General features: G+C 62.1%; 19 protein-coding genes and 2 pseudogenes. 13 read left to right on the forward strand and 8 right to left on the reverse strand.

The annotated features are described in order from the left end of the window. Nucleotides 1–226, reverse strand: a pseudogene (locus tag BIGA_RS02250) (IS21 family transposase); the annotation flags it as partial. A gap of 259 nt (nucleotides 227–485) precedes the next feature. On the opposite strand from BIGA_RS02250, the pseudogene BIGA_RS02255 reads away from it, so the two are divergent. The 8 genes and pseudogenes from BIGA_RS02255 to BIGA_RS02295 form a co-directional block, all read left to right on the forward strand. Continuing rightward, nucleotides 486–974 (forward strand): annotated as a pseudogene (locus BIGA_RS02255) (IS30 family transposase); the annotation flags it as partial. Between the two features lie 20 nt (nucleotides 975–994). Continuing rightward, entirely contained in the window at nucleotides 995–2,839 is a 1,845-nt protein-coding gene (locus BIGA_RS02260) for a DUF262 domain-containing protein (protein ID WP_033506236.1), read from the forward strand. A 26-nt stretch (nucleotides 2,840–2,865) separates the two neighbouring features. After that, entirely contained in the window at nucleotides 2,866–5,907 is a 3,042-nt protein-coding gene (locus BIGA_RS02265) for a type I restriction endonuclease subunit R (protein ID WP_051917027.1), read from the forward strand. Between the two features lie 7 nt (nucleotides 5,908–5,914). After that, nucleotides 5,915–7,105, forward strand: a complete 1,191-nt coding sequence (locus BIGA_RS08915; protein WP_051917028.1) for a hypothetical protein — start codon at nucleotides 5,915–5,917, stop codon at nucleotides 7,103–7,105. Between the two features lie 60 nt (nucleotides 7,106–7,165). Continuing rightward, nucleotides 7,166–7,519: a DUF6998 domain-containing protein gene (locus BIGA_RS02275; RefSeq protein WP_033506234.1), complete on the forward strand. Its 354-nt coding sequence runs from the start codon at nucleotides 7,166–7,168 to the stop codon at nucleotides 7,517–7,519. A 103-nt stretch (nucleotides 7,520–7,622) separates the two neighbouring features. Beyond that, nucleotides 7,623–8,150, forward strand: a complete 528-nt coding sequence (locus BIGA_RS02280; protein WP_051917029.1) for a hypothetical protein — start codon at nucleotides 7,623–7,625, stop codon at nucleotides 8,148–8,150. Nucleotides 8,151–8,153: 3 nt separating this feature from the next. Beyond that, nucleotides 8,154–9,194 (forward strand): hypothetical protein, encoded by a 1,041-nt coding sequence (locus tag BIGA_RS02285; RefSeq protein WP_033506233.1) that lies wholly within the window; start codon nucleotides 8,154–8,156, stop codon nucleotides 9,192–9,194. Nucleotides 9,195–9,313: 119 nt separating this feature from the next. After that, complete coding sequence (locus tag BIGA_RS02295; protein ID WP_193345849.1) at nucleotides 9,314–10,138, forward strand: leucine-rich repeat domain-containing protein; 825 nt, start codon at nucleotides 9,314–9,316, stop codon at nucleotides 10,136–10,138. Here the strand turns inward: BIGA_RS02295 and BIGA_RS02300 are convergent. Then, nucleotides 10,135–10,602 carry a hypothetical protein gene (locus BIGA_RS02300; RefSeq protein WP_033506229.1) on the reverse strand — a complete coding sequence of 156 codons (468 nt, stop codon included), beginning with the start codon at nucleotides 10,600–10,602 and terminating at the stop codon, nucleotides 10,135–10,137. The two genes, BIGA_RS02295 and BIGA_RS02300, sit on opposite strands and share 4 nt — an antisense overlap. Nucleotides 10,603–10,612: 10 nt before the next feature. Further along, entirely contained in the window at nucleotides 10,613–11,248 is a 636-nt protein-coding gene (locus BIGA_RS08920) for a hypothetical protein (protein ID WP_051917031.1), read from the reverse strand. Between the two features lie 154 nt (nucleotides 11,249–11,402). Between BIGA_RS08920 and BIGA_RS09845 the strand changes: the two genes are divergently transcribed. After that, a complete protein-coding gene (locus BIGA_RS09845; RefSeq protein ID WP_051917032.1) occupies nucleotides 11,403–13,328 on the forward strand; it encodes a GH25 family lysozyme in 1,926 nt (641 codons plus the stop codon). A 38-nt stretch (nucleotides 13,329–13,366) separates the two neighbouring features. Continuing rightward, on the forward strand, nucleotides 13,367–13,492 hold the full coding sequence (locus BIGA_RS08930; RefSeq protein ID WP_081929442.1) for a hypothetical protein: 126 nt from the start codon (nucleotides 13,367–13,369) through the stop codon (nucleotides 13,490–13,492). Nucleotides 13,493–13,694: 202 nt separating this feature from the next. On the opposite strand, the gene BIGA_RS02325 is transcribed toward BIGA_RS08930, so the two are convergent. Both BIGA_RS02325 and guaA read right to left on the reverse strand, forming a co-directional pair. Continuing rightward, nucleotides 13,695–13,910 (reverse strand): hypothetical protein, encoded by a 216-nt coding sequence (locus tag BIGA_RS02325; protein ID WP_051917033.1) that lies wholly within the window; start codon nucleotides 13,908–13,910, stop codon nucleotides 13,695–13,697. Between the two features lie 290 nt (nucleotides 13,911–14,200). After that, on the reverse strand, nucleotides 14,201–15,763 hold the full coding sequence (gene guaA / locus BIGA_RS02330) for a glutamine-hydrolyzing GMP synthase (RefSeq protein ID WP_033506219.1): 1,563 nt from the start codon (nucleotides 15,761–15,763) through the stop codon (nucleotides 14,201–14,203). 446 nt (nucleotides 15,764–16,209) lie between these two features. On the opposite strand from guaA, the gene BIGA_RS02335 reads away from it, so the two are divergent. From BIGA_RS02335 to BIGA_RS02345, 3 genes are all read left to right on the forward strand, one after another. Beyond that, the gene (locus BIGA_RS02335; RefSeq protein WP_033506218.1) at nucleotides 16,210–18,687 is read left to right on the forward strand and encodes a phosphoketolase; all 2,478 of its coding nucleotides are present in this window, start codon (nucleotides 16,210–16,212) and stop codon (nucleotides 18,685–18,687) included. Between the two features lie 159 nt (nucleotides 18,688–18,846). Continuing rightward, on the forward strand, nucleotides 18,847–20,547 hold the full coding sequence (gene pta / locus BIGA_RS02340) for a phosphate acetyltransferase (protein ID WP_193345850.1): 1,701 nt from the start codon (nucleotides 18,847–18,849) through the stop codon (nucleotides 20,545–20,547). Between the two features lie 191 nt (nucleotides 20,548–20,738). Continuing rightward, complete coding sequence (locus BIGA_RS02345) at nucleotides 20,739–21,968, forward strand: acetate/propionate family kinase (RefSeq protein WP_033506215.1); 1,230 nt, start codon at nucleotides 20,739–20,741, stop codon at nucleotides 21,966–21,968. Nucleotides 21,969–22,184: 216 nt separating this feature from the next. On the opposite strand, the gene aroA is transcribed toward BIGA_RS02345, so the two are convergent. The 3 genes from aroA to BIGA_RS02360 all read right to left on the reverse strand — a co-directional run bounded on the left by aroA (nucleotide 22,185) and on the right by BIGA_RS02360 (nucleotide 25,726). Next, the gene (aroA, locus tag BIGA_RS02350; protein WP_033506213.1) at nucleotides 22,185–23,558 is read right to left on the reverse strand and encodes a 3-phosphoshikimate 1-carboxyvinyltransferase; all 1,374 of its coding nucleotides are present in this window, start codon (nucleotides 23,556–23,558) and stop codon (nucleotides 22,185–22,187) included. Between the two features lie 86 nt (nucleotides 23,559–23,644). Next, complete coding sequence (locus BIGA_RS02355; protein WP_033506212.1) at nucleotides 23,645–24,799, reverse strand: hypothetical protein; 1,155 nt, start codon at nucleotides 24,797–24,799, stop codon at nucleotides 23,645–23,647. A 186-nt stretch (nucleotides 24,800–24,985) separates the two neighbouring features. After that, nucleotides 24,986–25,726 (reverse strand): YdcF family protein, encoded by a 741-nt coding sequence (locus BIGA_RS02360; RefSeq protein WP_161786256.1) that lies wholly within the window; start codon nucleotides 25,724–25,726, stop codon nucleotides 24,986–24,988. Nucleotides 25,727–26,172: the final 446 nt, after the last annotated feature.

A 26,172-nucleotide genomic window follows, 5' to 3' on the forward strand; every position in this document is an offset into this window, starting at 1 on the left:
GCTGCACGATCTGGTACGAACCATCGAACCCCTGCTCCTCGACCAGCCTGTCATACACGCGCCTGGCCGTATGCCGCTGCTTGCGCGGCATGAACCGGTCCGCCTCCAACCACTTGCCGATCAACGGCTTGTACGGGTCGAGCTTCGAGACCGCCGCAGGACGGGCCGGGGGCTCCGGCGAGCAGTCCTCCAACTGCGCGTACTTGCGCACCGTCTGTCTGGACACCCCGACCTCCCTCGATATGCGACGCCAGGACACACCCCTCGCGTCGAGAATCCTGATACGTTGTTGTATGGGCGTTGGCACAGTCATGTCCTTTCCTTCCCGAGATACCTGCGAATGGTTGCCTCAACTCGGGAATCTAACAAGACCGGACGGGCCAACGCCTCTCCACGCCGACAACACGATCACATGGTCAACTTTTCACCGGTAACACGGCCAACAAACCCGCGATAAACCGGCACACAAACCATTAAACAAATACACCGTGATAGGCGCGGCCCCCTCGCGCGTGTGCATCGACACGCAGGTCGAGCGCAAAAGCCGCGGACCGTTCGCGCGCCTGGTCCCCGACAAGAGCGCCATGGCCACCGCGCGCGCCGAATACGAGATCCACGGGGACCTGCCGCCCCGGGCGCGCATCGACCGGACCTGGGACAACGGGACCGAGGCCTCCTGCCACCAGCTGGTCGACGAGGCCCTGGGCATGCCCGCCTACTTCGCCGACCCCTACTCCAGCTGGCAGCGCGGCACCAACGAGAACAGGAACGGCAGGATCCGCCGGTACCTGCCCAAGAAAACCCCGTTCGACGACCTGACCCAGGCCGAGCTCGACGCGATCGTCAAGGAGACCGACGACACCCCCATGAAACAGCTCGAATACAAAACACCCAACGAGGCATGGGACGAGGAGACCAGCAGACTACAATCTAAAACCACCAACCCAAGCACAAGCGTTGCACTTACAAGTTGAATCCGGGCGGAGAAGGAAGCATGAAGAAGATCAACGGAACACCGAAGAACCTCAAGGAGCTACTTCAAAACACGAAGTATTCCATCCACTATTACCAGCGCGAGTACGCCTGGCAACTCAAGCAGATTCAAGAGCTCGTCGACGACCTGACCGACGAGTTCCTGATCTACTACGACCCCACCCACGAGCGCAAGGACGTCGCGCAGTACGGCGTGTACTTCATGGGCAGCGTCGTCCTCGCTGGGCGCGAGAACGCCATCATCGACGGACAGCAGCGCCTCTCTTCGCTGTCGCTCCTGCTCATCTACCTGCGCAGGCGCCTGCTCGAGGTGGGCATGACAATCGCGACCGTGGACCAGATGATCTATTCGGAGAGCTTCGGCACCGCATCGTTCAACATCTCGGTCGAGGACCGCGAGCCGTGCCTGCAGGCGCTCAACGACGGCAAGAACTTCGACCCGGAGGGCTACGGCGAGAGTGTCAAGAACCTGTACGCCCGCTACCAGGACATCTGCGACCTGTTCCCCGAAGAGATAGACGATGCGGCGCTTCCGTACTTCGCCGACTGGCTGACCGAGAAGGTCTACTTCATCGAGATCGTGACCGAGACCGAGCAGGACGCCCACAAAGTGTTCGTGTCGATGAACGACCGCGGATTAAGCCTCACTTCCGCCGAGATGCTCAAGGGCTACCTTCTCTCCGAAGTGGCCGACGACAAGCGGCGCGAAAAGCTCAACGACGCCTGGAAGGCCAAGATGCTCTCCTTGAAGGAGCTCGGCAAGGGCGAAGAGGAGGACTGCATCAAGGCGTGGCTGCGCGCCAAATATGCCGAGAGCATCCGCGAGAACAAGAAGGGAGCGACGCCCGAGGACTTCGACCTCATTGGCGGCAGCTTCCACAAATGGGTGCGCGACGAGCATGCGCGGCTGGGCCTCAACTCGTCAGACGAGTTCGAGCAGTTCATCGAGGAGTTCTGCAAGTTCGCGGACATCTACATACGCCTCAAGCACTGGGAATGGACGTTCGACGAGAAGCAGCCGTACCTCTACTACAACGCGGCGCTCAGCTTCACCCTGCAGTCGCAGCTCTGCCTCGCGCCCATTCGAGCCGAAGATTTGGGCGAGACAATCGACCGGAAGATCCTGCTCGTATCTCGCTTCATCGACATCCTCATCTACACGAGGGCCATCAACTACCGGAGCATGGACTACTCGACCATAAAGTACGCGATGTTCCAGTTGACGAAGCGCATCCGCAACCTTGACGTGCCCGAGCTGGCAACCCAGCTCGGCAAGGAGGTCGCCGACCTCGGCATGAGCATCGAAAACGCCTGGGACGACTTTAGGCTTAACTTCTACACCAAGAAGTACATCCGCCACATGCTCGCGCGCATCACCGACTACGTGGAGCGCGGGTGCGACCAGCCCGGCCACTATCTGGAGTATGTAGCCGTGAAGAGCAAGCGGCCCTTCGAGGTGGAGCACATCATCACTGACCACTTCGAATGGTATCAGGACGAGTACGGCAGCCGTGAGGAGTTCGAAGCAACGAGGAACAGGCCTGGCAACCTGCTCCTGCTCGATAAATCGACGAACGCATCGATCAACGACGACCGCTACCCGGACAAGTTGCCCGTCTACGGCAGCGAGAAGGGCAACGTGCTCTCGGCGGCGCTCGTGGCTGCCTCGTACCAGCACAACCCGCGTTTCCTCAAGTTCATGGGCGAGACGGGCTTCGAGTTCAAGGCTTACGAGACCTTCGGGCGCAACGAGATCGCCGAGCGATCCGGGCTCGTGGGGTCGCTCGTGCTCGCGCTCTGGACGCCAGACTTCAACCAGATCGCGGCCAACGGACTTTCCAGCTAGTTGACAGCTACACCAGGAGATGCGTCATGGAAGACACCTTCGACAAAACGCCCCAAGTGACGGTCGAGTATTACTCCACCTCCATGCCGAAGACGGCGGAGAAGAACTTCGAGGGCGACGTGGAGTCAATACTCGGCCTTGCCGGATGGAGGACATTCGACAGCAACGCGACGGCGCAAGCCGACTACGACCGCAAACTCGCGTTCAAGGTGGAATCCCTCGTCGGCTTCGTTCGCGAGACACAGCCTGAGGAATGGGCCAAGATCGTAAGCCTGTACGGCTCTCACACGCAAGAGCGTTTCATCAAGCGCCTGTGCGACGAGCTGGAGCCCCATGACGAGCGCGGCGGCGTGGTCAACGTGCTGCGACACGGCATCCGCATGGCACCGGGAGCGCAATTCCGCCTGTGTTATTTCCGGCCAGTGACGGAGAAGAACCCCGACGCCTGGAAGCGCTACCGCGCCAACCGCTTCGAGGTGGTGCGGCAGCTGCGCTACGGCACGATGCCCGACGATCTCAACAACTCCGTGGACATCGTGCTCTTCCTGAACGGCATACCGGTCGTGACCATGGAGCTGAAGAACAACCTCACCGGACAGCGCATCGAGCACGCCGTGAAGCAGTACAAGACCGACAGAAGCCCCAAGGAGCTGCTGTTCAAGGCGAACCGGCGGGCGATCGTGCACTTCGCGCTGGACTCCGAGACCGTGGAAATGTGCACCTGGCTCGCGAACGGGAAGTCGTTCTTCCTGCCCTTCAACCGGGGCAACGGCAAGAACGGCGCGGGCAACCCACCCAACCCGCACGGCTACCGCACCGAGTACCTGTACCGCGAGATCCTGGCGCCCGACAGCTTGCTCGACATCATCCAGCGGTTCGTTCGCGTGGAATACGACCCCGACACGCCCGCGATGAAGAAGATCATCTTCCCGCGCTTCCACCAGCTCGACGCCGTGCGCAAGCTGGTGGCGGACGCCAAGGCGAGCGGAGCCGGCAAGAGCTACCTGATCCAGCACTCGGCGGGCAGCGGCAAGTCGAACTCCATCGCGTGGCTGGCGCACCATCTGCAGTCGCTGCATGACGCCGATGACAATCCCGTCTTCGACACCGTGGTTATTCTCACCGACCGGCGCAACCTCGACGCACAGCTCTCGGAGACGATCGACGCCGTGGAGCACAAGCGCGTCGTGGTCGTGCGCATCCGCGAGGAAGACGGCTCGGCCGGCCTTCGCGAGGCTCTGAACTCAGGCGCGCAGATCATCACCTCGACCATCCAGAAGTTCCCCTACATCTGCTCCGAGACGAAAGTCTCCGGCAGGAAGTTCGCCGTCATCATCGACGAGGCGCACAGCTCGCAGTCCGGCAAGGCCAACGCAAAGATGAAGCTGGCGCTCATAGACCGCGACCTGGACCCGGACGAGCCGTGGGACGACGAGGACGAGCTCGCCAAGGAGATGAAGGCGCAGGGGACGATACCGAACCTGAGCTTCTTCGCGTTCACGGCCACGCCGAAGGCGGCCACCCTCGAGGTGTTCGGCACGCGCGACGAGCTTTGCAAGCGTGATGAGAGCGGCATCCTCATCCCGCGACCCTTCCACCTATACAGCATGAAGCAGGCCATCGACGAGGGCTTCATCCTGGACGTGCTGGAGAACTACACCTGCTTCGAGAGCTACTTCAAACTGGTGAAGACCATCGCAGACGACCCCAAGTACAAGGAGATGAAGGCAAACCGCGCACTTATGGGGATTGTCGACTGGAACCCAACCATGATCGGACAGAAGGCGCAGATCATCGTTGAGCACTTCATGAACGACGTGGAGGGCGTGCTGGACGGCAAGGCCAAGGCCATGGTCGTCACTTGGAGCCGGCCTATGGCCTACCGGCTCTACCTTGCGATGGCCGAATACGTAAAGCAGCAGAAGTACGCCTGCCAGATCATGGTGGCGTTCTCCGGCAAGCTCGACGTGGACGGCGAGGAGGTCACCGAGACGAAGGTGAACGGCGTGCCCGAGACCCGCACCGCCGAGCTCTTCGACTCGGACGAGAAGCGCATCATCGTGTGCGCCAACAAGTTCCAGACCGGTTTCGATCAGCCCAAGCTCTGCGCGATGTACGTAGACAAGATGCTCACCGGCGTAGCAGCCGTACAAACCTTGAGCCGCCTGAACCGCACATGCTCCATACCCGGCAAGCGCACCTTCGTAGTTGACTTCGCCAACACGTGGGACACCATACGGGCGAGCTTCTCTGATTATTACGAGGCAACCCAGCTCGACGCCGCGACCGACCCCGACGTCATCTACAACCTGCAGGAGCGGCTGGACGGCTACCACGTGTACGAATACTCGAAGGTAGAGGCCATCGCCTCCGTCTACTTCGACGAGCCCGACCCGAGCGCGGTGCTGCGCAAGATCGAGCCAAAGCTGCAGCCAGCGGTGGACCGCTGGCAGGCGCTCGACGACACGCCCAAGCGCGAGTTCAAGGCGCTGCTGCGCAAGTTCCTGCGCTCGTACTCGTTCATCACGCAGATGATCAGCCTGGGCGACGAGGACCTGCACCGGCTGTTCGTCTACGCCGGGTTCCTGGTTAAGAAGCTCTTCCTGGACACCGGCAGCACGCCCGACCTGCGCGACAAGGTGGAGCTGGAGTACCTTCGCATCGAGGACAAGGGCACCCAGGCCATAAAGCTGGAGAGCACCGAACTGCACAACGGCGGGGCGAACGCGGGCGTCTCAAAGGAGGAGGAAGAGGAGCGCCTGAGCGTGCTCATCGACCACCTGAACGAGGCGTTCGGCGCAGAGTGGACCGAGGCGGACAAGATCATCAAGGCTTGCGCCGACAAGATCTGCGAGGACGAGGAGTTCGTCGCCAAGGCACGCACCAACAGCATGGGCGACCTGCGGGCGATCTTCGGCGACGTGATGATGAGGGCGCTCGCCGCCATCCTCGCCGACAGCGCCGACATGTACGAGAAGTTCAGCGAGAACCCTGACGCCTACATGAGAATCATGGATAACGACTTGCTGCCCATCGTGTACCGGCGCTGCAACTCGGATGAGGAATAGGAGCCGAATGAACTGCTTCAACGGCGCATACGCTTTCCAAGCTTTCCCCGCCCATCTCAAGGCCATGAAGAAGAAGATCGCTGAGCTGAGTGCCAAAGAAATGGACAGCACAGACAGGGATGCTTGGGTTGACTACTTCTGCTCGGAATACGAGATTGACCTCGTGGTCATGTATCCCGAATCAAAGGACATCGACATCTCAGAGAAGACTGTGCAGGAATACAACACTTGGTATCAAATCAGCAGGGACGAGCCAAAGTTCTTCGACAGACCGGGTTATAAGGTCACGTGCAAAGTCCCGTTCTCCGGCGACCCAGGTCTCTTCGAGCTGCAGCCAAACCCGCACACCATGGGCGCCTACGAGGTTGACCGCATCATAAAACCGGGCAAGGACGGCATCGGATACCTCGTATTGTCATACGAGCTGTTGGAGAGGGATGCAAGCGCGGAAGGCATCGAAGCCCATTTCTCGCAAGAGATCGGTGCGATACACACAGAGGTGGAGAAAGTCAACACCGAGGCCCGCCGATTCAACGAGACGATACGCGGCGAAGTGGAGAAGGCAATTGACGAGCGCATACGACAAGTTGATAAGTTTGCCAGGATACGTCAAGGCCTGAACATACCCCTCAACAGGGTTGAAGGAGCGCCGATGGCCCGCCCCGTTCCACTGCCCAAGAGGAAGCTGTGCTTTAGCAAGCCGGTACCGAACACAAGAGGCGAAGTAAGCTGCAGTATCACCGATGTGGACTACGAGGCCATTAATGCAGTGATCAGCGACTGCGGGGCCCTCATGGAGCAGGCACCCTCTTCTTTCTCGAGCCTCGACGAAGAGCAGCTGCGTGACTACCTAAGAGGAATGCTTGGGACGCATTACGACAACGTGACGGGAGAAACCTTCCGCAACAGGGGCAAGACGGACATCCATATCCCCTTTGGCGACCACGTCGCGTACATCGCCGAATGCAAGATATGGCATGGGAAGAAGGCATTCCTATCGGCCATCGAACAGCTCTTCTCCTATTCCACCTGGCGAGACACGAAGGTCAGCGTCATCATCTTCAACAAGGAGAACAAGAGCTTCGAGAACGTGTTGGAAAGCATTCAGGGTGCTCTCGACGAGCATGCCATTCGAGCCAGGAGCATTAAGCGGGGCAATGGTATTGCGAGATACAGAACGCCGAGGATGAACGCGTGATGCATGTGACCGTACAGGCGTTCAACCTGCACGTTTAGCAAAGAGTCGAGGTACATCACAGTGGACAAGGCACAGGAACTTAGTAGCATTATCGGCGAGATTTACGAACTCACTAACAGACTCGAGGCGATGTATCCGGGAAGACACTTCACGCCAGATGGGCGGCTCGTTCAGATAAAGACGACGCAAAGGAACTCGGTCGGTATCAGCGAAAAGCCTGACTATCTCATAGTCCTGCATATTGATGAAAACGGCAGGTTGGAGGAGATCTACAACGGTCCTGGCGAACGAGTATGGAGCCTGTTCGAGGGCCGAAAACCACCCAAGAATGGGCAGTACCAGATTTCGCTTTCAAAGCTCAAGGAATTCGACAAGGGCGTACTCCCAGACGAAAAGATACCTGCTCTAAGCTAGGCAAACCCGCAACTTGTGACACGCTGCGACGATGTCCGTACCGGTAAAGGTGCGGGCATTGTTCGTCTCTGCCCGCCTGGACCAACGAAAGGCAGGCAGGAACATGAACGGTGAGACCAATGGCGGCCAGAAAGCCGCGCAGGGTGCGCAGGACGCGTCGCAACAACAGGGCCAGGAGCAGCAGGAAACGCAGCAGGGCCAGTCGCAAGTAGGCGGCGAGACCCCCGACTACGAGAAGCAGATTGCCGAGCGCGACGAGAAGATCGCCTCGCTCGAGGCACAGGTGGCCGAGGCGGCGAAGAACGCCGAGACGGCCGAGCAGCTGCGCGGCGAAATCGCCGAGCTCAAGGCCCAGGGCGAGAGCGACCGCATCGACTTTAAGTTGCAGCTCGCGGGCGTGCGCAACGTGAAGGCGGCACGCGCACTCCTCTCCGACCACGACAACGACGTGGACAAGCTGAAAGAGGCCGAGCCCTGGCTCTTCGAGGCCACAGGCAAGCACGCCAAGGACGGAAGCGCCGGCTCCGGCACGACCGGGCTTCCCAACGCGGGCGCGGCTTCCGACGAGGGCAAGACGCTCAAGCACTGGCGCGAGATCGCGGGCCTCACCGACGACGACAAGAAGGAGTAAGACATGCCTAGCAACAACATCGCATTCGCACGTAACTACACCTCGGTGATCGACGAGGTGTACCAGAGGGCGTCCGTCTCGGGCGTGCTCAACTCCGGCCGCCGCATGGTCCGTGCCGGGCACAACGCCAAGGAGATCCTCATCCCGAAGATCTCCGTCACGGGTCTCGGCGACTACACCCGCAACGTCGGCTACAAGACCGGCGCCATCACCTACGAGTTCGAGACCAAGACCTTCAACTACAATCGCGGCATCCGCCTGTTCGCCGACGTCATGGACGTGGAGGAGGCTGGCGTGAACGACTGCTTCGTGGAGGCAGGCGCCGAGCTGCAGCGCACGCAGGTGGCCCCGGAGGCAGACGCCTTTACCTTCGCGCAGATCGCCGGGCACACGGGCGTGACCACAGTCACCGAAAGCTACGCGAGCGCAGACGCCGAGGACATCCTGGAGGACCTGCGCACCGTGACCTCCGCCATGGACGAGAACCAGGTGACTCTGGGCAGCCGCATCCTGTTCATCACGCCCACGCTCAAGGGCGTCCTGGACGACTTCTCCTACGCGAACCCGAACCGCTCCAACCGCGTGCTCGAGCGCTTCTCGCGCATCGTGGAGGTGCCGCAGGTGCGCTTCTACACGGCCATCGACCTGCTCTCCGGCGACGATGACCAGTTCGGCTACCAGAAGCGCGCGGCTACCTACGAGCTGACCACGGACACCGAGGTCGACTCCGGCAAGACCTACTACACGCGCAGCGGCAGCGGCACCTCCGCGAGCCCCTACGTGTACACCGAGGTCGCGAGCCCGCAGAAGGCGAGCCTGGGCAGCTACTACGAGATGACCACCACGCCCGGTCTGGACATCAACTTCATGGTCGTGGAGCGCAGCGCGGTCATCAAGTTCGACAAGCACGTGGCGAGCCGCGTGTTCTCCCCGGACGAGCTCGAGGCGCTGGACAGCTACATGATGAAGTATCGCAAGTACGGCATCGTGGAGCTCTTCGACAACAAGCTCGACGGCGTGTACGTCTCGGCCTCCACGGAGTAACCGTGGCGTCCACCGTGACATACGAGTTCTACTCGCAGACCTACGGGGGCGGTCTCTCTGAGGCCGCCTTCGCGGCATCTCTTCCCATCGCGGACAGCCACGTGAAGTGGCTCTGCGCCGTGAAGGGAGCGACGACCACCTGCAACGTGTTCAAGCGGGCGGTGTGCGCGGCCGTGGACGCCTTCGCCGAGTACGGCGCGGGCGAGGTCGGCGGCTTCCAGATCGGCGAGTTCTCGGTCAAGAACTACGCGAGCCAGCAGACGACCGGCGAGGAGCTGGCGACGGCCGCCGCGCTGCGCGAGCTCGGGCTCTCGGGCATGGCGTTCACGGGGGGTGTGCTGACGAACCCCAACGCGGACAGCCGCACGTGGTTCTACGGGCACTTCTACGCGGACGGGCAGGCCGTGCTCACGGCCACCGCGACGCCGGACGCCACGCGCGAGCTTCTGGCCACGGGGCGGATCTGTGCCATCGGCAAGTACACGGGCATGGGCTTCACGCCCTGGGACAGCACGAACCGCCCGCAGCTCACGAGCGTGCACTTCGCGAGCGACATGGGCTCCTTCGCCGCCCTGAACCTGATCTACCTGTTCTACAGCTGCACGAACCTGGCGACCGTCACGGGCCTCGGCAACCTGGCGAACGTATCCTCGATGCGCTACACGTTCAGCTCCTGCGCGGTGACGGTGCTGGACTTCCGGGGGTTCGACCCGTCCACGCTGACGGACCTGTTCTACTGCTTCTCTGGATGCAGCTCGCTCACGACGATCTACGCGGACAGCACGTGGGCGCTGCCGAGCTCTGGCATCAGCGGCATGCAGTGCTTCTACAACTGCCGCTCGCTTGTCGGCGGCAACGGGACCGCATGGTCTAGCTCGAACACTGGATACACGTACATGAGGACCGACCGGGCCGGGCAAGCAGGGTATCTGATTGCGGCCTAGTGGATCTCATCACCTGCGGTCGTGGGGTGCTCATTCGCCTCTTTGCAGAGGCGAATGCCCTCGACCACATCTCGCGCGAATGCTTCTGGGATGTTCGAATCGTCATTCTCTGACCAGATCTTATGCCAACCCGTAAGATGCCCGAAGTCGTTGAAGTCGATGGTGGCTTCCCAAATGGATATACCGCTCTGCGACTTGACCTCAATGCCTACAACGAATCCATCGATGGAGGCCGACTTGATACGCGGGATACCCTTCTTGGCTTTGAGGACAATCTGCTCGAACTCCGCCTCTGACACGCCGTCATCGTATGAGGGTGGTGTTGAGCGCCGTTCCTCTTCAAGCTTGCGACGACGCTCCATCTCCTCGCGGTACTCGGCCATTTTGCCAGGAATGGAGATAATGGTCTTCGGGATAAAGGTCACTACATCAAGGGCGACTTTCAGCGGGTTGAATCCTGGCATGGGTAACTCCTTAAGCAGCCTGCAGGATTCTCTGCTGCTCGCCAAGATAGTGTCTGAGGAGAATTACGTTGCCATACTCGCCAGCGTCTTCAACGGAAGGTGCCTCGCGCAGGGAAGCGCCATTGGCCGCCGCGAGTTTCTCGGTATAAGTGCGGAGCATGTCCGCCAACGTCTCAAGTTGTCCGCCGTCGAGATCGAGCGTGACGGTTTTTCCGTCTAGCCCCTCACGCAATCCGTCTACCTGCCGGATAATGCCCTCGAGGTCACCTTCGTTCAGGTTGCCGGCCTTGATGCTGTCCAAATACCTAGTCATAGCTTCATTGAACGCAACTGCATCTTCCGAAAGCTTCTTATCTGCGTCGTTCTTTTGCTTAGTGGTGAGCTTATATGCGACGACACCGCCGATTGCCGCTACCGCCGCAATACCGATGCCTATGAGGGGATACTTGTACTGTTTGGCCATGGCGAGCGCCTTCTGGGCCATCTCTGCGCCCTCAGCTGCGTCAGGGAGATCGACCTCCTTGAGATGCTTTACTATGTGCCCCGAAGCATCCCTGACTACACCGCCGCGACGGATGAGCTCACCCGCATCGATCAACAGCGCGATATCGTCTGGAACCTCCATAGCGACCTGTATCAATGCCATGACGTGCTCTCCTCAATAAACAGACAACGTAATGCATCAATTCTACTAGAAACAAGGCGAAACCGGATTAGCTGCCAGCTAACCCAGCTGACTTTGTGACGTGACACGACACTGCCTCTCGAGGACAACAGTCGATCCCGGGAGGCAGTTCTTTATGGAGTCAATCATCGTCGCTTGCATCACGGGGGTGGTGACCCTCGTCGGGGTGATCCTCTCCAACTCGAAGAGCAGGGCCGTCATGGAGGTCAAGCTGGACGCCCTCACGGCAAAGGTCGAGAAGCACAACCAGGTCCTGGAGCGAACCTACCGGCTCGAACAGGACATGGCCGTCGCGAAGCACGACATCGAGGAGATCAAGGGAAGGTGGCATGAGATGAGCGAGTTCCTGGCAAGCAACGAGTGGCAGTGGAGGCTCCTGCGCACGATCGTGCAGGGCGTCTTGGGCGTGGTGATCACCAACCTGGATTTGATCCTGGGCTGGTGCGTGCTCGACCCGAGCATGAGGGCACTCGTCGTAGCGCTGGTGATGGCAGTGCTGAGCCCATCATGGCGGCTCTCGGCGGAGGCGACGAGGAGATCGTCATCCCGAAGGGCGGCAGCCATGGGGCTTAACGGCATCGACATCAGCTCCTGGCAGGAGGACCTGGTCGTCTCTGCGATGACCACGTGCGACTTCGTCATCGTGAAGGCGACCGGCGGCGCGGGCTACACCAACGAGTGCTTCCGCCGACATTGCGACGAGACCCTGGCGACCGGCAAGCTGCTGGGCTGCTACCACTACGCGCGCGACCGGGGCTACGAGGGCTCAGCCGAGGCCGAGGCGGATCACTTCATCGCGGCGTTCAAGCCGTACGTCGGCAAGGCGATCCCGTTCCTGGACTGGGAGGCGGACGCGCTGAACCTAGGTGTGGCGTGGGCCAAGAAGTGGTTTGACCGCGTCAGGGACAAGACCGGCGTGACGCCCGGCATCTACACGAGCAAGAGCGTGCTCTTCTCCTACGACTGGTCGAGCGTGGCCAAGACTTACCCGCTGTGGGTGGCGCAGTACCCCAACTACGAGGAGACGGGCTTCTTATCCGAGCCATGGACCGACGGCTGGGACTTCGGGGCTTGGAAGGATCCTCTCATCTTCCAGTACACCGGCACGGGTCGCATCCCCGGATACGGCGGGCACCTGGACCTCGACCTCTTCTACGGCACCAAGGACGACTGGCGGGGGCGCTGCGCGGTTGTCGGCGCCTCCGCTGGCACGAGGGAGGCGGACACCGTGAGCATATCGAGGGCGAACGTGGCGGCGCAGATCATGGAACACCTCTGCACGTGCTCGGAGCATGGGTACTCGCAGCCAGGACGGCATGGTACCTCTGGGCACTGCAACGTGAAGACCGACGCGGGCACGATCAAGGTGACCAAGGGCGACCGCGATTGCTCCAGTGCGGTGTGCGAGGCCTGGGAGCTGGCGCTGGCCGGCTCGGCATACGACGGCCTCATCACGCGCTACAACTGGACCGGCGGCATGAGAGAGATGTTCGTGGGCTCGGGGCTCTTCTCGTGGAAACCTGTATCGTTCATCGCGTCGCGCGGAGACATCTACCTCGACGAGGAGCACCACACGGCCATGTGCATCCGCAACGACGGGACGGCCGACCTCCTGGGCGAGTTCAGCATCAGCGAGACCGGCGGCATCGATGGCGAGCCGGGCGACCAGACCGGGCGCGAGAGCTGGGTCCACGACTACTATTCCGGCAGCTGGGACGGCATCCTCCACTACAACGGCAAGGCCGACGTGGGCAGCGAGTCAACCCCTACCGGCTCTGGTGCGCCCTCCGGCGACGTGTCAGAGCTTGCGGCGAGGGTCATCGCAGGCGATTTCGGCAATGGCGATGCTCGCAGGGCCGCGCTGGGCAGCCGGTACGACGAGGTCCAGGCGGAGGTCAATCGGATCCTGTCCGGCGGCTCTTCCTCTTCCTCCTACGACGTGGACGCCCTCGCGCGCCGCGTCATCGCCGGTGAGTTCGGGAACGGCGACGCCCGAAGCAGGCTCTGGGGTCGAAGTACTCGGCCGTGCAGAAGCGCGTGAACGAGATCCTCGGGGCCTCCGGCGCGAGCTCGACATCCATGGACGTCGACGAAATGGCCCGCGCCGTGATTCGTGGCGACTACGGCAACGGCGAGGAGCGGAAGCGGCGCCTGGGGTCGTACTATTCGATCGTGCAGCGGCGCGTGAACGAGATGCTGTCATGAGGTCGAGGCTTCGGTGGCTCGGCGAGCAGGTCGGGTGGCTCCTGGGGATCGCGGCCAGCCTGCTGCTGATGCTGGTCCTGCTGCCGCTCGTCCCGCTCTTCGAAGATGTACGAAGACATCCGAAGGGCTTACGAGGACAAGTAACGCGGAAGGCCGCCTATCGCATGATAGACGGCCTTCTTGCTTGCTATGTGGGTTCTGACTAGCTGAGCGGTTCGAGCTCGCGGTACAGCGGGTCTCCGTCGCCCACAAGCACATCCCACCACCAGTCTGCTGTCTCAACTCCGGACTGGCAAAGCATGTCCAGAAGCTTGGCACGGGCCTCGGGCGGGAGCTGCTGGAAATCCTCGCGCATGGCGTCGAGCACCGCCTTGCTCGTGGCCATCATGTCGTTGCAGATTTCCTTCTTCTCATCCATGCTGTAGCTCTCCGGCGAGTAGAGGCAAAGATCCGCCCTAAGTAGGCCATGTCCTCGGCCTGGGTGAGTTCGGTCATCTTCGCTTCGTTGATCATCTTTCTAATCTCCTCTCAGTGCCCAGCATCGCGAATGGTGGCGCTGGGGTGGTACGAATTCCGGTACGAATAATCCCGAAAGGAGTGCCTTCTTTCGAAGCGAAGTGGTGCGCCGATTTCTCGAACGCACCACTTCTGACCTGCGGTTTTGTTGTGTTTCGGGGTGGAGTGTGAAATACCGTTTTGTCCCGAATTTTATTCCCACTCGATGGTTGCCGGCGGCTTGGAGGTCACGTCCAGCACCACACGGTTGATCTGGCGGCACTCGTTGGTGATGCGCGTCGAGATCGTGGCTAGCACATCGTAGGGCACACGCGACCAGTCGGCGGTCATCGCGTCCTCGGAGCTAACCGGGCGCAGCACGATCGGCGAGCCGTAGGTACGCTCGTCACCCTGCACGCCAACGGAATGCACGTCGGCCAGCAGCACCACCGGGCACTGCCAGATGTCACGGTCCAGTCCAGCCTTGGTGAGCTCCTCGCGGGCGATCGCGTCGGCCTCGCGCAGCAGGTCCAGACGCTCCTTGGTAATCTCGCCGATGATGCGGATGCCCAGGCCCGGGCCGGGGAACGGCTGGCGCCAGACGATCTCGTCGGGCAGGCCCAGCTCGGTGCCGATGGCGCGGACCTCGTCCTTGAACAGCGTGCGCAGCGGCTCCACCAGTTCGAACTTCAGGTCCTCGGGCAGGCCGCCGACGTTGTGGTGGCTCTTGATGTTGGCCGCGCCGTCGCCGCCACCGGACTCCACCACATCCGGGTAGAGCGTGCCCTGCACCAGGAACTTGACTTCCTTGCCTTCGGCGCCGGCCTCCTCGATGACCTGGCGCTGCGCCTTCTCGAAGGTGCGGATGAACTTCTCGCCGATGATCTTGCGCTTGCGCTCCGGCTCGGAGACGCCCTTCAGCGCCTCCAGGAAGTCATCGGCCGCATCCACGGCGATGAGCTTGATACCGGTGGCGGCCACGAAGTCGTGCTTGACCTGCTCGACCTCCCCCTTGCGCAGCAGACCGTGATCCACGAACACGCAGGTGAGCTGGTCGCCGACGGCCTTGTGCACCAGGGCGGCGGCCACGGCGGAGTCCACGCCGCCGGACAGGCCGCAGATCACCTGGGCGTCGCCCACCTGGGCGCGGATCTTGGCCACCTGGTCCTCGATGATGCTGGAGGCGTCCCAATCCGAGCCAAGGCCGGCGCACTCGTGCAGGAAGGTCTCGATGAGCTTCTGCCCCATCGGCGTGTGCTTGACCTCCGGATGCCACTGCACACCGTACAGCTTGCGAGCGGGATCCTGCATGGCGGCCACCGGCGCGCCCTCGGTGTGCGCAAGCACCTCGAAGCCCTCGGGTGCGGCCTCCACGGCCACGCCATGGCTCATCCACACGCTCTGATCCGCCGGGGAGCCGTCCAGCAGACCCTCGGCCTTGTCGATCACCGTGGCGGTCTTGCCGTACTCGCCCAACGCGGCCTTGTCCACCTTGCCGCCCAATTCATAGGCCATAACCTGGAAGCCGTAGCAGATGCCCAGCACCGGCACGCCCGCCTCGAACACATTGCGGTCGATGCTCGGCGCACCCGGTTCGAACACCGAAGCCGGACCGCCGGACAGGATGATGGCCTTGGGATCCTTGGCCAGCATCTCATCAACAGGCATCGAATGGGGCACCAGTTCCGAATACACGTTCGCCTCACGCACGCGGCGGGCGATCAGCTGGGCGTACTGGGCTCCGAAATCAACAACAAGAACCGGACCTGTGGCCATGAAGCTCTCCTCTTTCATCGGGGTGGAGTGAATAGGTCTATTGTGGCGGTTCAAGGGGACATCCGCGGCGGCGCGGCACACGCGATAAACCGGTTCGAGAATGTCACAACACGCACCATTGCAACCTCCAACACGCCGCATCCGAGCCCGCGAAACGAACGCGCCGAGCGAATCGCAAATCCGTTTTTGCTTGACTTTCCGCCGTTTTCCGGCATATTCCGGCGAGTCTCGGTGTTCACAATCCGGCCACAAAACATGAACAATACGGTAAATTTTTCTAACAATTTCGAACGCTCCCGCAAAAAATCACCACAAAGTCGCACGTTCCTCGTAGGATTAAGAACGATTGGACGTGGGCTAACCGCGGAATCGCAAGGTTTCCGGCAGGTCCGCGACCGACGATAAGTATCAATCGCACAACACCGTGCAGGAGTACAGGAGTACATATGACGAGTCCTGTTATTGGCACCCCTTGGAAGAAGCTGGACGCTCCGGTTTCCGAGGAAGCTCTCGAAGGCGTCGACAAGTACTGGCGCGCTTCGAACTATCTGTCCATCGGCCAGATTTATCTGCGCAGCAATCCGCTGATGAAGGAACCGTTCACTCGCAATGATGTGAAGCACCGTCTGGTGGGTCACTGGGGCACCACCCCTGGCCTGAACTTCCTCATCGGCCACATCAACCGACTCATCGCCGATCACCAGCAGAACACCGTGATCATCATGGGTCCGGGCCACGGCGGCCCCGCCGGCACCTCGCAGTCCTACCTGGACGGCACCTACACGGAGTACTTCCCGAACATCACCAAGGATGAGGCTGGCCTGCAGAAGTTCTTCCGCCAGTTCTCCTACCCGGGCGGCATTCCGTCCCACTACGCGCCGGAGACCCCGGGCTCGATCCACGAGGGTGGCGAGCTGGGCTACGCCCTGTCCCACGCCTACGGCGCCGTGATGAACAACCCGAGCCTGTTCGTGCCGGCCATCGTCGGCGACGGCGAGGCCGAGACCGGCCCGCTGGCCACCGGTTGGCAGTCCAACAAGCTCATCAACCCGCGCACCGACGGCATCGTCCTGCCGATCCTGCACCTCAACGGCTACAAGATCGCCAACCCGACGATCCTGGCCCGCATCTCCGACGAAGAGCTGCACGAGTTCTTCCACGGCATGGGCTACCAGCCGTACGAGTTCGTCGCCGGCTTCGACGATGAGGATCACATGTCGATCCACCGCCGCTTCGCCGACCTGTTCGAGACCGTCTTCGACGAGATCTGCGACATCAAGGCCGCGGCCCAGACCGACGACATGACCCGTCCGTTCTACCCGATGATCATCTTCCGCACCCCGAAGGGCTGGACCTGCCCGAAGTACATCGACGGCAAGAAGACCGAGGGTTCGTGGCGCTCCCATCAGGTGCCGCTGGCTTCCGCCCGCGATACCGAGGAGCACTTCCAGGTCCTCAAGAACTGGCTCGAGTCCTACAAGCCGGAGGAGCTGTTCGACGAGAACGGCGCCGTCAAGCCCGAGGTCACCGCGTTCATGCCGACCGGCGAGCTGCGCATCGGCGAGAACCCGAACGCCAACGGCGGCCGCATCCGTGAGGATCTGGTCCTCCCGCCGCTGGACAACTACGAGGTCAAGGAAGTCGCCAAGTTCGGCCATGGCTGGGGCCAGCTCGAGGCCACCCGTCGCCTCGGCGTCTACACCCGCGACATCATCAAGCTGAACCCGGATTCGTTCCGTATCTTCGGACCGGACGAGACCGCTTCCAACCGTCTGCAGGCCGCCTACGAGGTGACCAACAAGCAGTGGGATGCCGGCTACCTGTCCGAGCTGACCGACGAGCACATGGCCGTCACCGGCCAGGTCACCGAGCAGCTTTCCGAGCATCAGATGGAAGGCTTCATCGAGGGCTACCTGCTCACCGGCCGTCACGGCATCTGGAGCTCCTACGAGTCCTTCGTGCACGTGATCGACTCCATGCTGAACCAGCACGCGAAGTGGCTGGAGGCCACCGTCCGTGAGATCCCGTGGCGCAAGCCGATCTCCTCGATGAACCTCCTGGTCTCCTCGCACGTCTGGCGTCAGGATCACAACGGCTTCTCGCACCAGGATCCGGGTGTCACCTCCGTCCTGCTGAACAAGACGTTCAACAACGACCATGTGGTGAACATCTACTTCCCGTGCGACTCCAACATGCTGCTGGCCGTCGCCGAGAAGTGCTACAAGTCCACCAACCAGATCAACGCGATCATCGCCGGCAAGCAGCCGGCCGCCACCTGGATGACCCTGGACGAGGCTCGTGCCGAGCTCGAGAAGGGTGCCGCCGAGTGGAAGTGGGCCTCCACCGCCGCTTCGAACGACGAGGCTCAGATCGTGCTGGCCTGCGCCGGTGATGTCCCGACCCAGGAGATCATGGCCGCCGCCGACAAGCTGAACGAGATGGGCATCAAGTTCAAGGTCGTCAACGTGGTGGATCTCATCAAGCTGCAGTCCGCCAAGGAGAACGACGAGGCCCTGACCGACGAGGAGTTCGCTGAGATCTTCACCGCCGACAAGCCGGTCCTGTTCGCCTACCACTCCTATGCGCACGACGTGCGTGGCCTGATCTTCGACCGTCCGAACCACGATAACTTCAACGTTCACGGCTACAAGGAGCAGGGCTCGACCACCACGCCGTTCGATATGGTCCGCGTCAACGACATCGATCGCTACGAGCTCGTCGCCGAGGCTCTGCGCATGATCGACGCCGACAAGTACGCCGAGAAGATCGACGAGCTCGAGGCCTTCCGCACCGAAGCCTTCCAGTTCGCGGTCGACAACGGCTACGATCATCCGGACTACACCGACTGGGTGTACTCGGATGTCAAGACCGACGTGCAGGGTGCCGTCACCGCCACCGCCGCCACCGCTGGCGACAACGAGTGATGACCACCTGACCGTCACGGTCGCGTAGTCCCTTGAGGGCCCGGGATTTCCCGGGCCCTCTTTCGTATGCCCGAGCGTCGGCCTCCGCACGGAAAACATGCGGCACATGTCGGCATAAGAGAACAGGCATGGTTAGAATGACTGTGTAGTGTGAACGTAGTGGTCACACTGAAACATGAACAAGGAGACATCGTGAGTCTTACCACCATCAGCATCCTCAGCCCCGAAGCCGCCAACGGCCGTAACGTCGTGGCATACGGCGTCGTCCGCGCTCTGGCCACCGCCAAGAAGACCGGCGTGTTCCGCCCGTCGGTCTGCAAGCGCGAGACCTTCACCGACGTGTTGCTTGGGGCAGCGACCTCCGGCATCACCCGCGAACAGGCCACCGGCGTGTGCCCGCGCCGCGCACGCGAGGACAAGGAGGGGGCCCGCCCCGACATCGTGGCCGCATACTCCGAGGCCGTGGCCGCCACCGCGCCCGAAGCGATGGTGATCGTCGGCACCGATCATTCCGCGGTCAATGATCCCGATAGCTTCTCGTTCAACGCCGATGTGGCCGCCGATCTGGCCTCCCCCGTGTTCCTGGCCGTGTGCGCCATCGACCGCACTCCCGAGCAGGTCAAGGCCACCGTCGACGCCTGCACCGCGATTGTGGCCAAGGCATGCACCACCGTGCTCGGCGTGTTCGTCACCGGCTGCCCGGACGACCAGGCCGATGCGGTCAAGGCCGCCGTGGCCGGCGACGTGCCGGTGTGGACCGTGCCCGCCGTGGAGTTCTCCGACGCCTCAGGCGCACAGGCCGCGGCCGCCGTCTTCGACGAGCATGTGCCCGCGGATGAGGTGCTGGCCGCACTTGAGGCCCCGTTCACCGCCCCGGTTACGCCGTACGCCTTCCAGTACAGCCTGCTGGGCAAGGCCAAGGCCGATAAGAAGACCATCGTGCTGCCCGAGGGTGAGGAGGACCGCATCATCAAGGCGGCCGACTATCTGCTCGAACGTGACATCGTAAACCTGATCATCGTCGGAGACAAGGACGCGATCCTGGCCCGTGGCAAGGAGCTCGGCCTCAACTCGCTGGAGAAGGCCTCCTTCCAGGCCATGGACGACGAGGAGGTGCTCGCCCCGATGGTCGCCAAGCTGTGCGAGCTGCGCGCCAAGAAGGGCATGACCGAGGAGCAGGCCCGCAAGACGCTGACCGACGCCAGCTACTTCGGCACGATGCTGGTGGTGCTCGGCAAGGCCGACGGTCTGGTTTCCGGTTCCATCAACTCGACCGCCAACACCGTGCGCCCGGCGCTGCAGGTCATCAAGACCAAGCCCGGCCAGTCGCTGGTCTCCGGCGCGTTCCTCATGTGCTTCAAGGATCATGTGGCCGTGTTCGCCGACTGCGCGATCAACCTGAATCCGAACGCCGAGCAGCTGGCCGACATCGCCATCCAGTCCGCCGAAACCGCCAAGGCCTTCGGCATCGACCCGAAGGTCGGCATGCTCTCCTACTCCACGCTGGGTTCGGGCAAGGGGCCGGATGTGGATCTGGTCGAGGAAGCCACCGCCATCGTCAAGGAGAAGGCACCTGATCTGGCCGTGGTCGGCTCGATTCAGTTCGACGCCGCCTGGTCGCCCACCGTGGCCGCTACCAAGGCCAAGGGCAACGATGTGGCCGGTCACGTCAACGTGTTCGTGTTCCCGAACCTGTGCGCCGGCAACATCGGGTACAAGGCCGTGCAGCGTTCCTCCGGCGCCATCGCCGTCGGCCCGGTGCTGCAGGGTCTGAACCGACCGGTCAACGACCTGTCCCGCGGCGCGCTGGTGCAGGACATCATCAACACCGTGGCCCTGACCGCCATCGAGGCGCAGTGAGCGCCGGTTCGTCAACGCGGCGGAACGTCTAGGCTCGGTACCGGCTGACCGTTGAAAGCCTCCCCATGATGGGGAGGCTTTCGCATAGTTCGTGCGCGCTGTTACGCGGTTTGTAGCATCAGGCGAGTACTCTAGGTAGAGGAAACCCCGTGTCCGCGGGATCAATGTAGACACACATGGAGGATGCCCCAATGGCGAAAACCGTCCTTGTTATCAACTCCGGCTCCAGCTCGATCAAGTACCAGCTGGTCGACCTGGAATCCGGCGAAGGTATTGCCTCCGGTCTCGTCGAGAAGATCGGCGAGCCGGTTGACGGCCATTACAAGCATGAGTACAACGGCGAGAAGCATGAGCTCGAGGAGCCCATCCACGACCACGAGCAGGGCCTGAAGCGCGTGCTCGGCTTCTTCGACGAGTACGGTCCGAAGCTCGCCGACGCCGGCATCGTGGCCGTTGGCCACCGCGTGGTCCAGGGCGGCTCGATCTTCCCGAACCCGGCGCTCGTGACCGACAAGACCATCAACCAGGTCAAGGATCTGGCCGTGCTCGCGCCGCTGCACAACGGCCCCGAGGCCGTCGGCGCCGAGGTCATGCGCGCCCTCCTGCCGGATGTCCCGCAGGTGTTCGTGTTCGATTCCTCCTTCTTCTTCCAGCTGCCGAAGGCATCCAGCACCTACGCGCTGAACAAGGAGATCGCCGACCAGTACCATATCCGCCGTTACGGCGCCCACGGCACCAGCCACGAGTTCATCTCCTCCGTGGTTCCGGACGTCGTCGGCAAGCCGGCCGAAGGCCTCAAGCAGATCGTGCTGCACATCGGCAACGGCGCCTCCGCCTCCGCCGAAATCTCCGGCAAGCCGGTTGAGACCTCGATGGGCCTGACCCCGCTCGAGGGCCTGATGATGGGCGGCCGTACCGGCGACATCGATCCGGCTGTGGTCTTCCACCTGATCCGCAACGCCCACATGAACGTGGATGAGCTGGACGCCCTGTTCAACAAGCGTTCCGGCATGATGGGCATGACCGGCCACGGCGATCTGCGCGAGGTCCACAAGCTGGTCGAGGCCGGCGACGAGAACGCCAAGCTGGCCCTAGACGTCTATGTGCACCGCATCGTCGGCTACATCGGCAACTACACCGCCCAGATGGGTGGCGTGGATGTCATCACCTTCACCGCCGGCGTCGGCGAGAACGATGACATCGTCCGCAAGATGGTGTGCGAGAAGCTCGCCCCGTTCGGCGTCAAGCTGGATCTGGAGAAGAACGCGACCCGTTCCAAGGAACCGCGCATCATCTCCACCCCGGATTCCTCCGTCATCATCGCCGTCATCCCGACGAACGAGGAGCTTGCGATCGCCCGCAAGTCCGCCGCCATCGCCGAGGAAGGCAAGGATTCCTACGGCAACGTCTTCGCCAAGTGAGTGAAGGGCTGATTGCCTGAGCCTACGAAAGAAGGGGCTTCACGATTCGTTCGTGAAGCCCCTTCTTTCGTAGCCGGCTCAGTCGACCGTATGTCTGTCCCCGGTTAGCGACACCTTTTCAACCGTTCACTTCCACGGCGCCATCTGGGTACTGTTGAATACCCTGCGACAACCGACCCGGTTCCGCGGCATACTCAACAGCAGTCCCGAAATGACTCAGTCCAACATCGCGGACCACAGACCCACGAAATCGGGAATGGTCTTGCGCGTAGTGGCCACATCGACCACCGCGATATCCGGCACGGTCAGACCAATCATCGCAGCGAACGTGGCCATACGGTGATCCGCATAGGTCTCCATCACCGCGCCGTGCAACCGTTCGCGCGGCACCGGACGGATCTCGATGCCATCCTCCAGTTCCTCAGCCTCGGCGCCGATTCTGCGAATCTCCGTCACCAACGCGGCCAAACGATTCGTTTCATGCCCTCGCAGATGGGCGATGCCGACCAGTTGGGTCGGTGCATCGGCCAACGCGGCCAGCGCGGCGATACTCGGGGCGATCTCCCCCGCCGCAGACATATCGAAACGTCCCAAACCGCGGATCATGCCATCGCCCCGCACCGTCAACGTCGCCGCGGCAGGAGCGTCTTCTCCTGTAGTGGCCTCGCTCCATGGCTTGCCATCCCACGTAATCTCGGCGCCCATGGCCTGCAGGATTCCCGGCAGCAGGCCTCCCGGCTGCGTCGTCTCACGCGGCCAGTACGGCACCGACACCGTTCCGCCCGCAATCAACGCCGCCCCCAGGAACGGCGCGGCATTCGACAGATCCGGTTCCACCATCACACGGTCCGGCAACTGGACCGGCCCCGGATGCACACGCCAGCGATGATGCTCCTCATCCACATCCACAGCGACGCCAGCCGACTGCAGATCGGCGACCGTCATACGGATATGCGGAAGGCTCGGCAGATGGTCGCCGGTGTGTTGCAGTTCCAATCCGCCGGGCAGGCGCGCGCCGATCAGCAGCAGACCGGAGATGAACTGGGAGGATCCGGACGCGTCGATGGACACCGTATGCGCCGGCGCGTGCATTCCGTCGGACGCCACCGGTGGGGTCAGCGTGAACGGCAGTCGTCCCGGCTCCCCGTGGTATTCGATGTGCGCGCCCAGCTGCTCCAACCCGTCCAATACCGGCTTCATCGGGCGAGCGTAGGCCTGTGCGTCGCCGTCGAACCGCACCGGCCCGTCGGCGAACATCGCCAGTCCGGGGACGAACCGCATCACCGTGCCGGCCAGACCGCAATACACGTCCACGTCGCCGGTGAACCGCCCGGATGCCGGCGGTATGACGCGCACCGTCGTCTCGTCATCCGAATCGACCTGGAACTCCACGCCCAGCGACCGCAGCGCACCCATCATCAGATCCGTATCGCGCGAACGCAGCAAGCCGACCAGCGTAACCGGACGCCGCCCCATCGCGGCCAAGATCAGATACCGGTTCGACAGCGACTTGCTGCCGGGAATCGTAACGGTGGCGGACAACGGTCGGGTGGCCAGCGGTGCGGGCCAAGGGTTCTGGAATTCACTCATAGTGTCCATCGTATCGGGAAACGGCGCCGATTCAGGGAAAATGCTTACCATGCGGAGCGAAGCCTGGTCGACCATCGGGCCGATCGTCAACGGTCGGATGCCACGCGGGATTCCAACGGTTCGTCCACGGCGTCCGCGCCTTCCGCAGCCAACTGCAGGTGAACGACCTGCTCCTGGATGCGGTCGGCCTCCAACGCGGCGATCTGCCGGCAGAACACGATGAACCATCCGAAGAACAGCATGCCCAGTAGCAGTTCCAGATTGGTCATCGAGGTTATGTCATACCGCCAGACAACCACCGCCGCCGTGCCGACGACCACAATCAGATCGGAGACCACATACATGGCTTTGGAGAACAGGGGCGCCAGCCATGGCAGTGCGAGCAGCAACACTGCAGTGATGCCCGGCAGGCTGAATGCGAACGCGTTATGCGCAATCGGGTGCGGCGTCTGCCGGAAGCTGCCGATGCCGATGAAGCAGCAGCCGCACGCCGCCAGCAGCATCGACAGTATCGCCATACGCACCCGGAAGTGAGGCAGATCTCTACCGGGCCGGTCGAACCGCCGACGATGCCACAGTTCGCGCTGCCGGTACGTGGTGACCAGCTCGGACACGGAGAAGTAGCTGATGACGATCACGCACAGCCCCGCCAGAATCAGCGTGGTGTTGAACATGGAGGCGGCGAACGTGGTGCGGTCGCCGAGTCGGGAGAAGTTGTTGACGAACCACCACGGGTCATCGGTGGTCATGCCCGCTCCCCCGACGCCCGCGATGACGAAGAACGGTAGCAGCGCGGCGAGGGTTTTGGCGCGCATGGCCTGCGCCTGCACGAAGGTCAGGTAGCCGACGACGCCGGACAGTCCCGCGCATGCGCCGACCAGATAGCCCACGAACATCTGCGTGCCGATGATGCCGTTGGCGATGTTGAGGATCAGGAAGGAGGTCAGGAACGCGGTGGCCGCGTACACCACCGAGAGCGCAAGCGTCTCCCCGGCGCGGCGGATGGGGGCGAACCAGCCGTTGCGCAGCGTGAACGAGCTGGAGCCTTTGATGTATCCGCAACAGAACGAGACGACGCCGCAGGCTGCGACGATGCCGGCGCAGACGGTGAACAGTCGCTGGCTGATCTGCCAGATCGCAGGTGCCAGCGTCATGTACAGCGACATGGCCGTGCCGCCCAGAACCGCGCAGATCAGGCACGACACCAATCCCGCGGTCTCCGCTCTCTGGTGTCGTCCCATACCCGTGTGCTCCGTTTTCCGTACATCCGCAGTTCATCTCGAGCGAGTGCACCGGTTACGCCAGGCACCCGCCAACTTGCACCATGATAGCCCATGCCCGACATTCCCGACAGGACCCCCGATGTGCCACCACACGCTGAAGGATTCGGCCCGGCTTGTCGGGGATCCGCTCCGCCCGTTGGTTTTCTAGATGGTGCCGCCGATCGCGGCCTTGACGAGTGCGAGGCATTCGCGCAGGAGATTGTTGGGCAGGTACCACGGTGTGGAATGGGCCGGGATGCCCCAGACATGCTCGATACCAAGCCGCTTGGCCATGCGCATCGCGCGGAAGAGGTGGAAGTTGTTGGTCACGATTCCTATGCGCGCGTCATCGTCATCAATGAGAGCACGAGAGTTCTGCAGATTCTCGACGGTGGTCTTCGACGCGGATTCGACGATGATGCGGTCGGCATCCACCCCGGCGCGTTCAAGCCAGCGTGCCATCGCCTCACCTTCGGGGCATGGTTCGTTGGGGCCTTGTCCGCCGGACACCACCACGCGGGTGCGCGGGTTCTCGTCCAGATAATCCTGTGCGGCGGCGAGTCTGTACCGCAGGACTTCGGACGGTTTGCCGGAGGGCCGCACCTGCGCGCCGAGCACGATCAGATAGTCAAGATCGCGTGGCGGCGTACGATACGCTTCGCGCATGATGACGGCGCTCATGATGGAGACGACGGCGATGCCGCAGATCGTCAGGCAGCACACCGCGGTGCGGATGCCGCGCACCAGGGTGGAGTCGGGCAATGCGAGCGCGAACGCGCCCGTGACTCCGCAGACGACACCGAGGGCGTACCACACCAGGAAGAACGCCGTTCCCGACCAGGTGAGCATGATGGTGGCCCCATAGACGATGCAGATGATGCCCACCACCAGCAGAAAGACTCCCATGACGCCGCCCCGCATGATTCAGCACTTCCCTTCATATTCGCGCTTCGTAAAGCCCATTATCGCATAGGGCAACGTGGCTGTCATCGTCGCCTTGCCATCAGCTATATGGCAACGGTACTCTGATAAATACCCGGGTAGGTTCCGTCCTACCTGTAATCTCAGCGTCCCCTCGCAAGAGGGGACGGTAGCTTTCTGTGTTACCGAGTATTAGCGAAATTCGGGAAAGCTCATTATTGAGCGGCTGAGATCGTTGATTTTCCGCCCTTCTTGTCGGGCTGACAGGATTTGAACCTGCGGTATCCTGTATTCGCGAGATGCTGCTTTATTGAAACCAGCGGTCTTTGCCGAGCTCAATATCGCTGGAAACAGCGCTTTCCGATTTTATGTTTGTTTATGCTGCGTCAACTGGGATTGACTCACCGTGACGGTCTTTGTTAACGAATTAT

Origin of the sequence: Bifidobacterium pullorum subsp. gallinarum (genome assembly GCF_000741215.1) — a bacterium.
GTDB lineage: Bacteria > Actinomycetota > Actinomycetes > Actinomycetales > Bifidobacteriaceae > Bifidobacterium > Bifidobacterium pullorum_B.

Coding starts and splice junctions, on each gene's coding strand:
- BIGA_RS02260 (WP_033506236.1), top strand. CDS start 995: ATGAAGAAGATCAACGGAACACCGAAGAACCTCAAGGAGCTACTTCAA.
- BIGA_RS02265 (WP_051917027.1), top strand. CDS start 2,866: ATGGAAGACACCTTCGACAAAACGCCCCAAGTGACGGTCGAGTATTAC.
- BIGA_RS08915 (WP_051917028.1), top strand. CDS start 5,915: ATGAACTGCTTCAACGGCGCATACGCTTTCCAAGCTTTCCCCGCCCAT.
- BIGA_RS02280 (WP_051917029.1), top strand. CDS start 7,623: ATGAACGGTGAGACCAATGGCGGCCAGAAAGCCGCGCAGGGTGCGCAG.
- BIGA_RS02285 (WP_033506233.1), top strand. CDS start 8,154: ATGCCTAGCAACAACATCGCATTCGCACGTAACTACACCTCGGTGATC.
- BIGA_RS02300 (WP_033506229.1), bottom strand. CDS start 10,602: ATGCCAGGATTCAACCCGCTGAAAGTCGCCCTTGATGTAGTGACCTTT.
- BIGA_RS08920 (WP_051917031.1), bottom strand. CDS start 11,248: ATGGCATTGATACAGGTCGCTATGGAGGTTCCAGACGATATCGCGCTG.
- BIGA_RS09845 (WP_051917032.1), top strand. CDS start 11,403: ATGGAGTCAATCATCGTCGCTTGCATCACGGGGGTGGTGACCCTCGTC.
- BIGA_RS08930 (WP_081929442.1), top strand. CDS start 13,367: ATGGACGTCGACGAAATGGCCCGCGCCGTGATTCGTGGCGACTACGGC.
- BIGA_RS02325 (WP_051917033.1), bottom strand. CDS start 13,910: ATGGATGAGAAGAAGGAAATCTGCAACGACATGATGGCCACGAGCAAG.
- guaA (WP_033506219.1), bottom strand. CDS start 15,763: ATGGCCACAGGTCCGGTTCTTGTTGTTGATTTCGGAGCCCAGTACGCC.
- BIGA_RS02335 (WP_033506218.1), top strand. CDS start 16,210: ATGACGAGTCCTGTTATTGGCACCCCTTGGAAGAAGCTGGACGCTCCG.
- BIGA_RS02345 (WP_033506215.1), top strand. CDS start 20,739: ATGGCGAAAACCGTCCTTGTTATCAACTCCGGCTCCAGCTCGATCAAG.
- aroA (WP_033506213.1), bottom strand. CDS start 23,558: ATGAGTGAATTCCAGAACCCTTGGCCCGCACCGCTGGCCACCCGACCG.
- BIGA_RS02355 (WP_033506212.1), bottom strand. CDS start 24,799: ATGGGACGACACCAGAGAGCGGAGACCGCGGGATTGGTGTCGTGCCTG.
- BIGA_RS02360 (WP_161786256.1), bottom strand. CDS start 25,726: ATGGGAGTCTTTCTGCTGGTGGTGGGCATCATCTGCATCGTCTATGGG.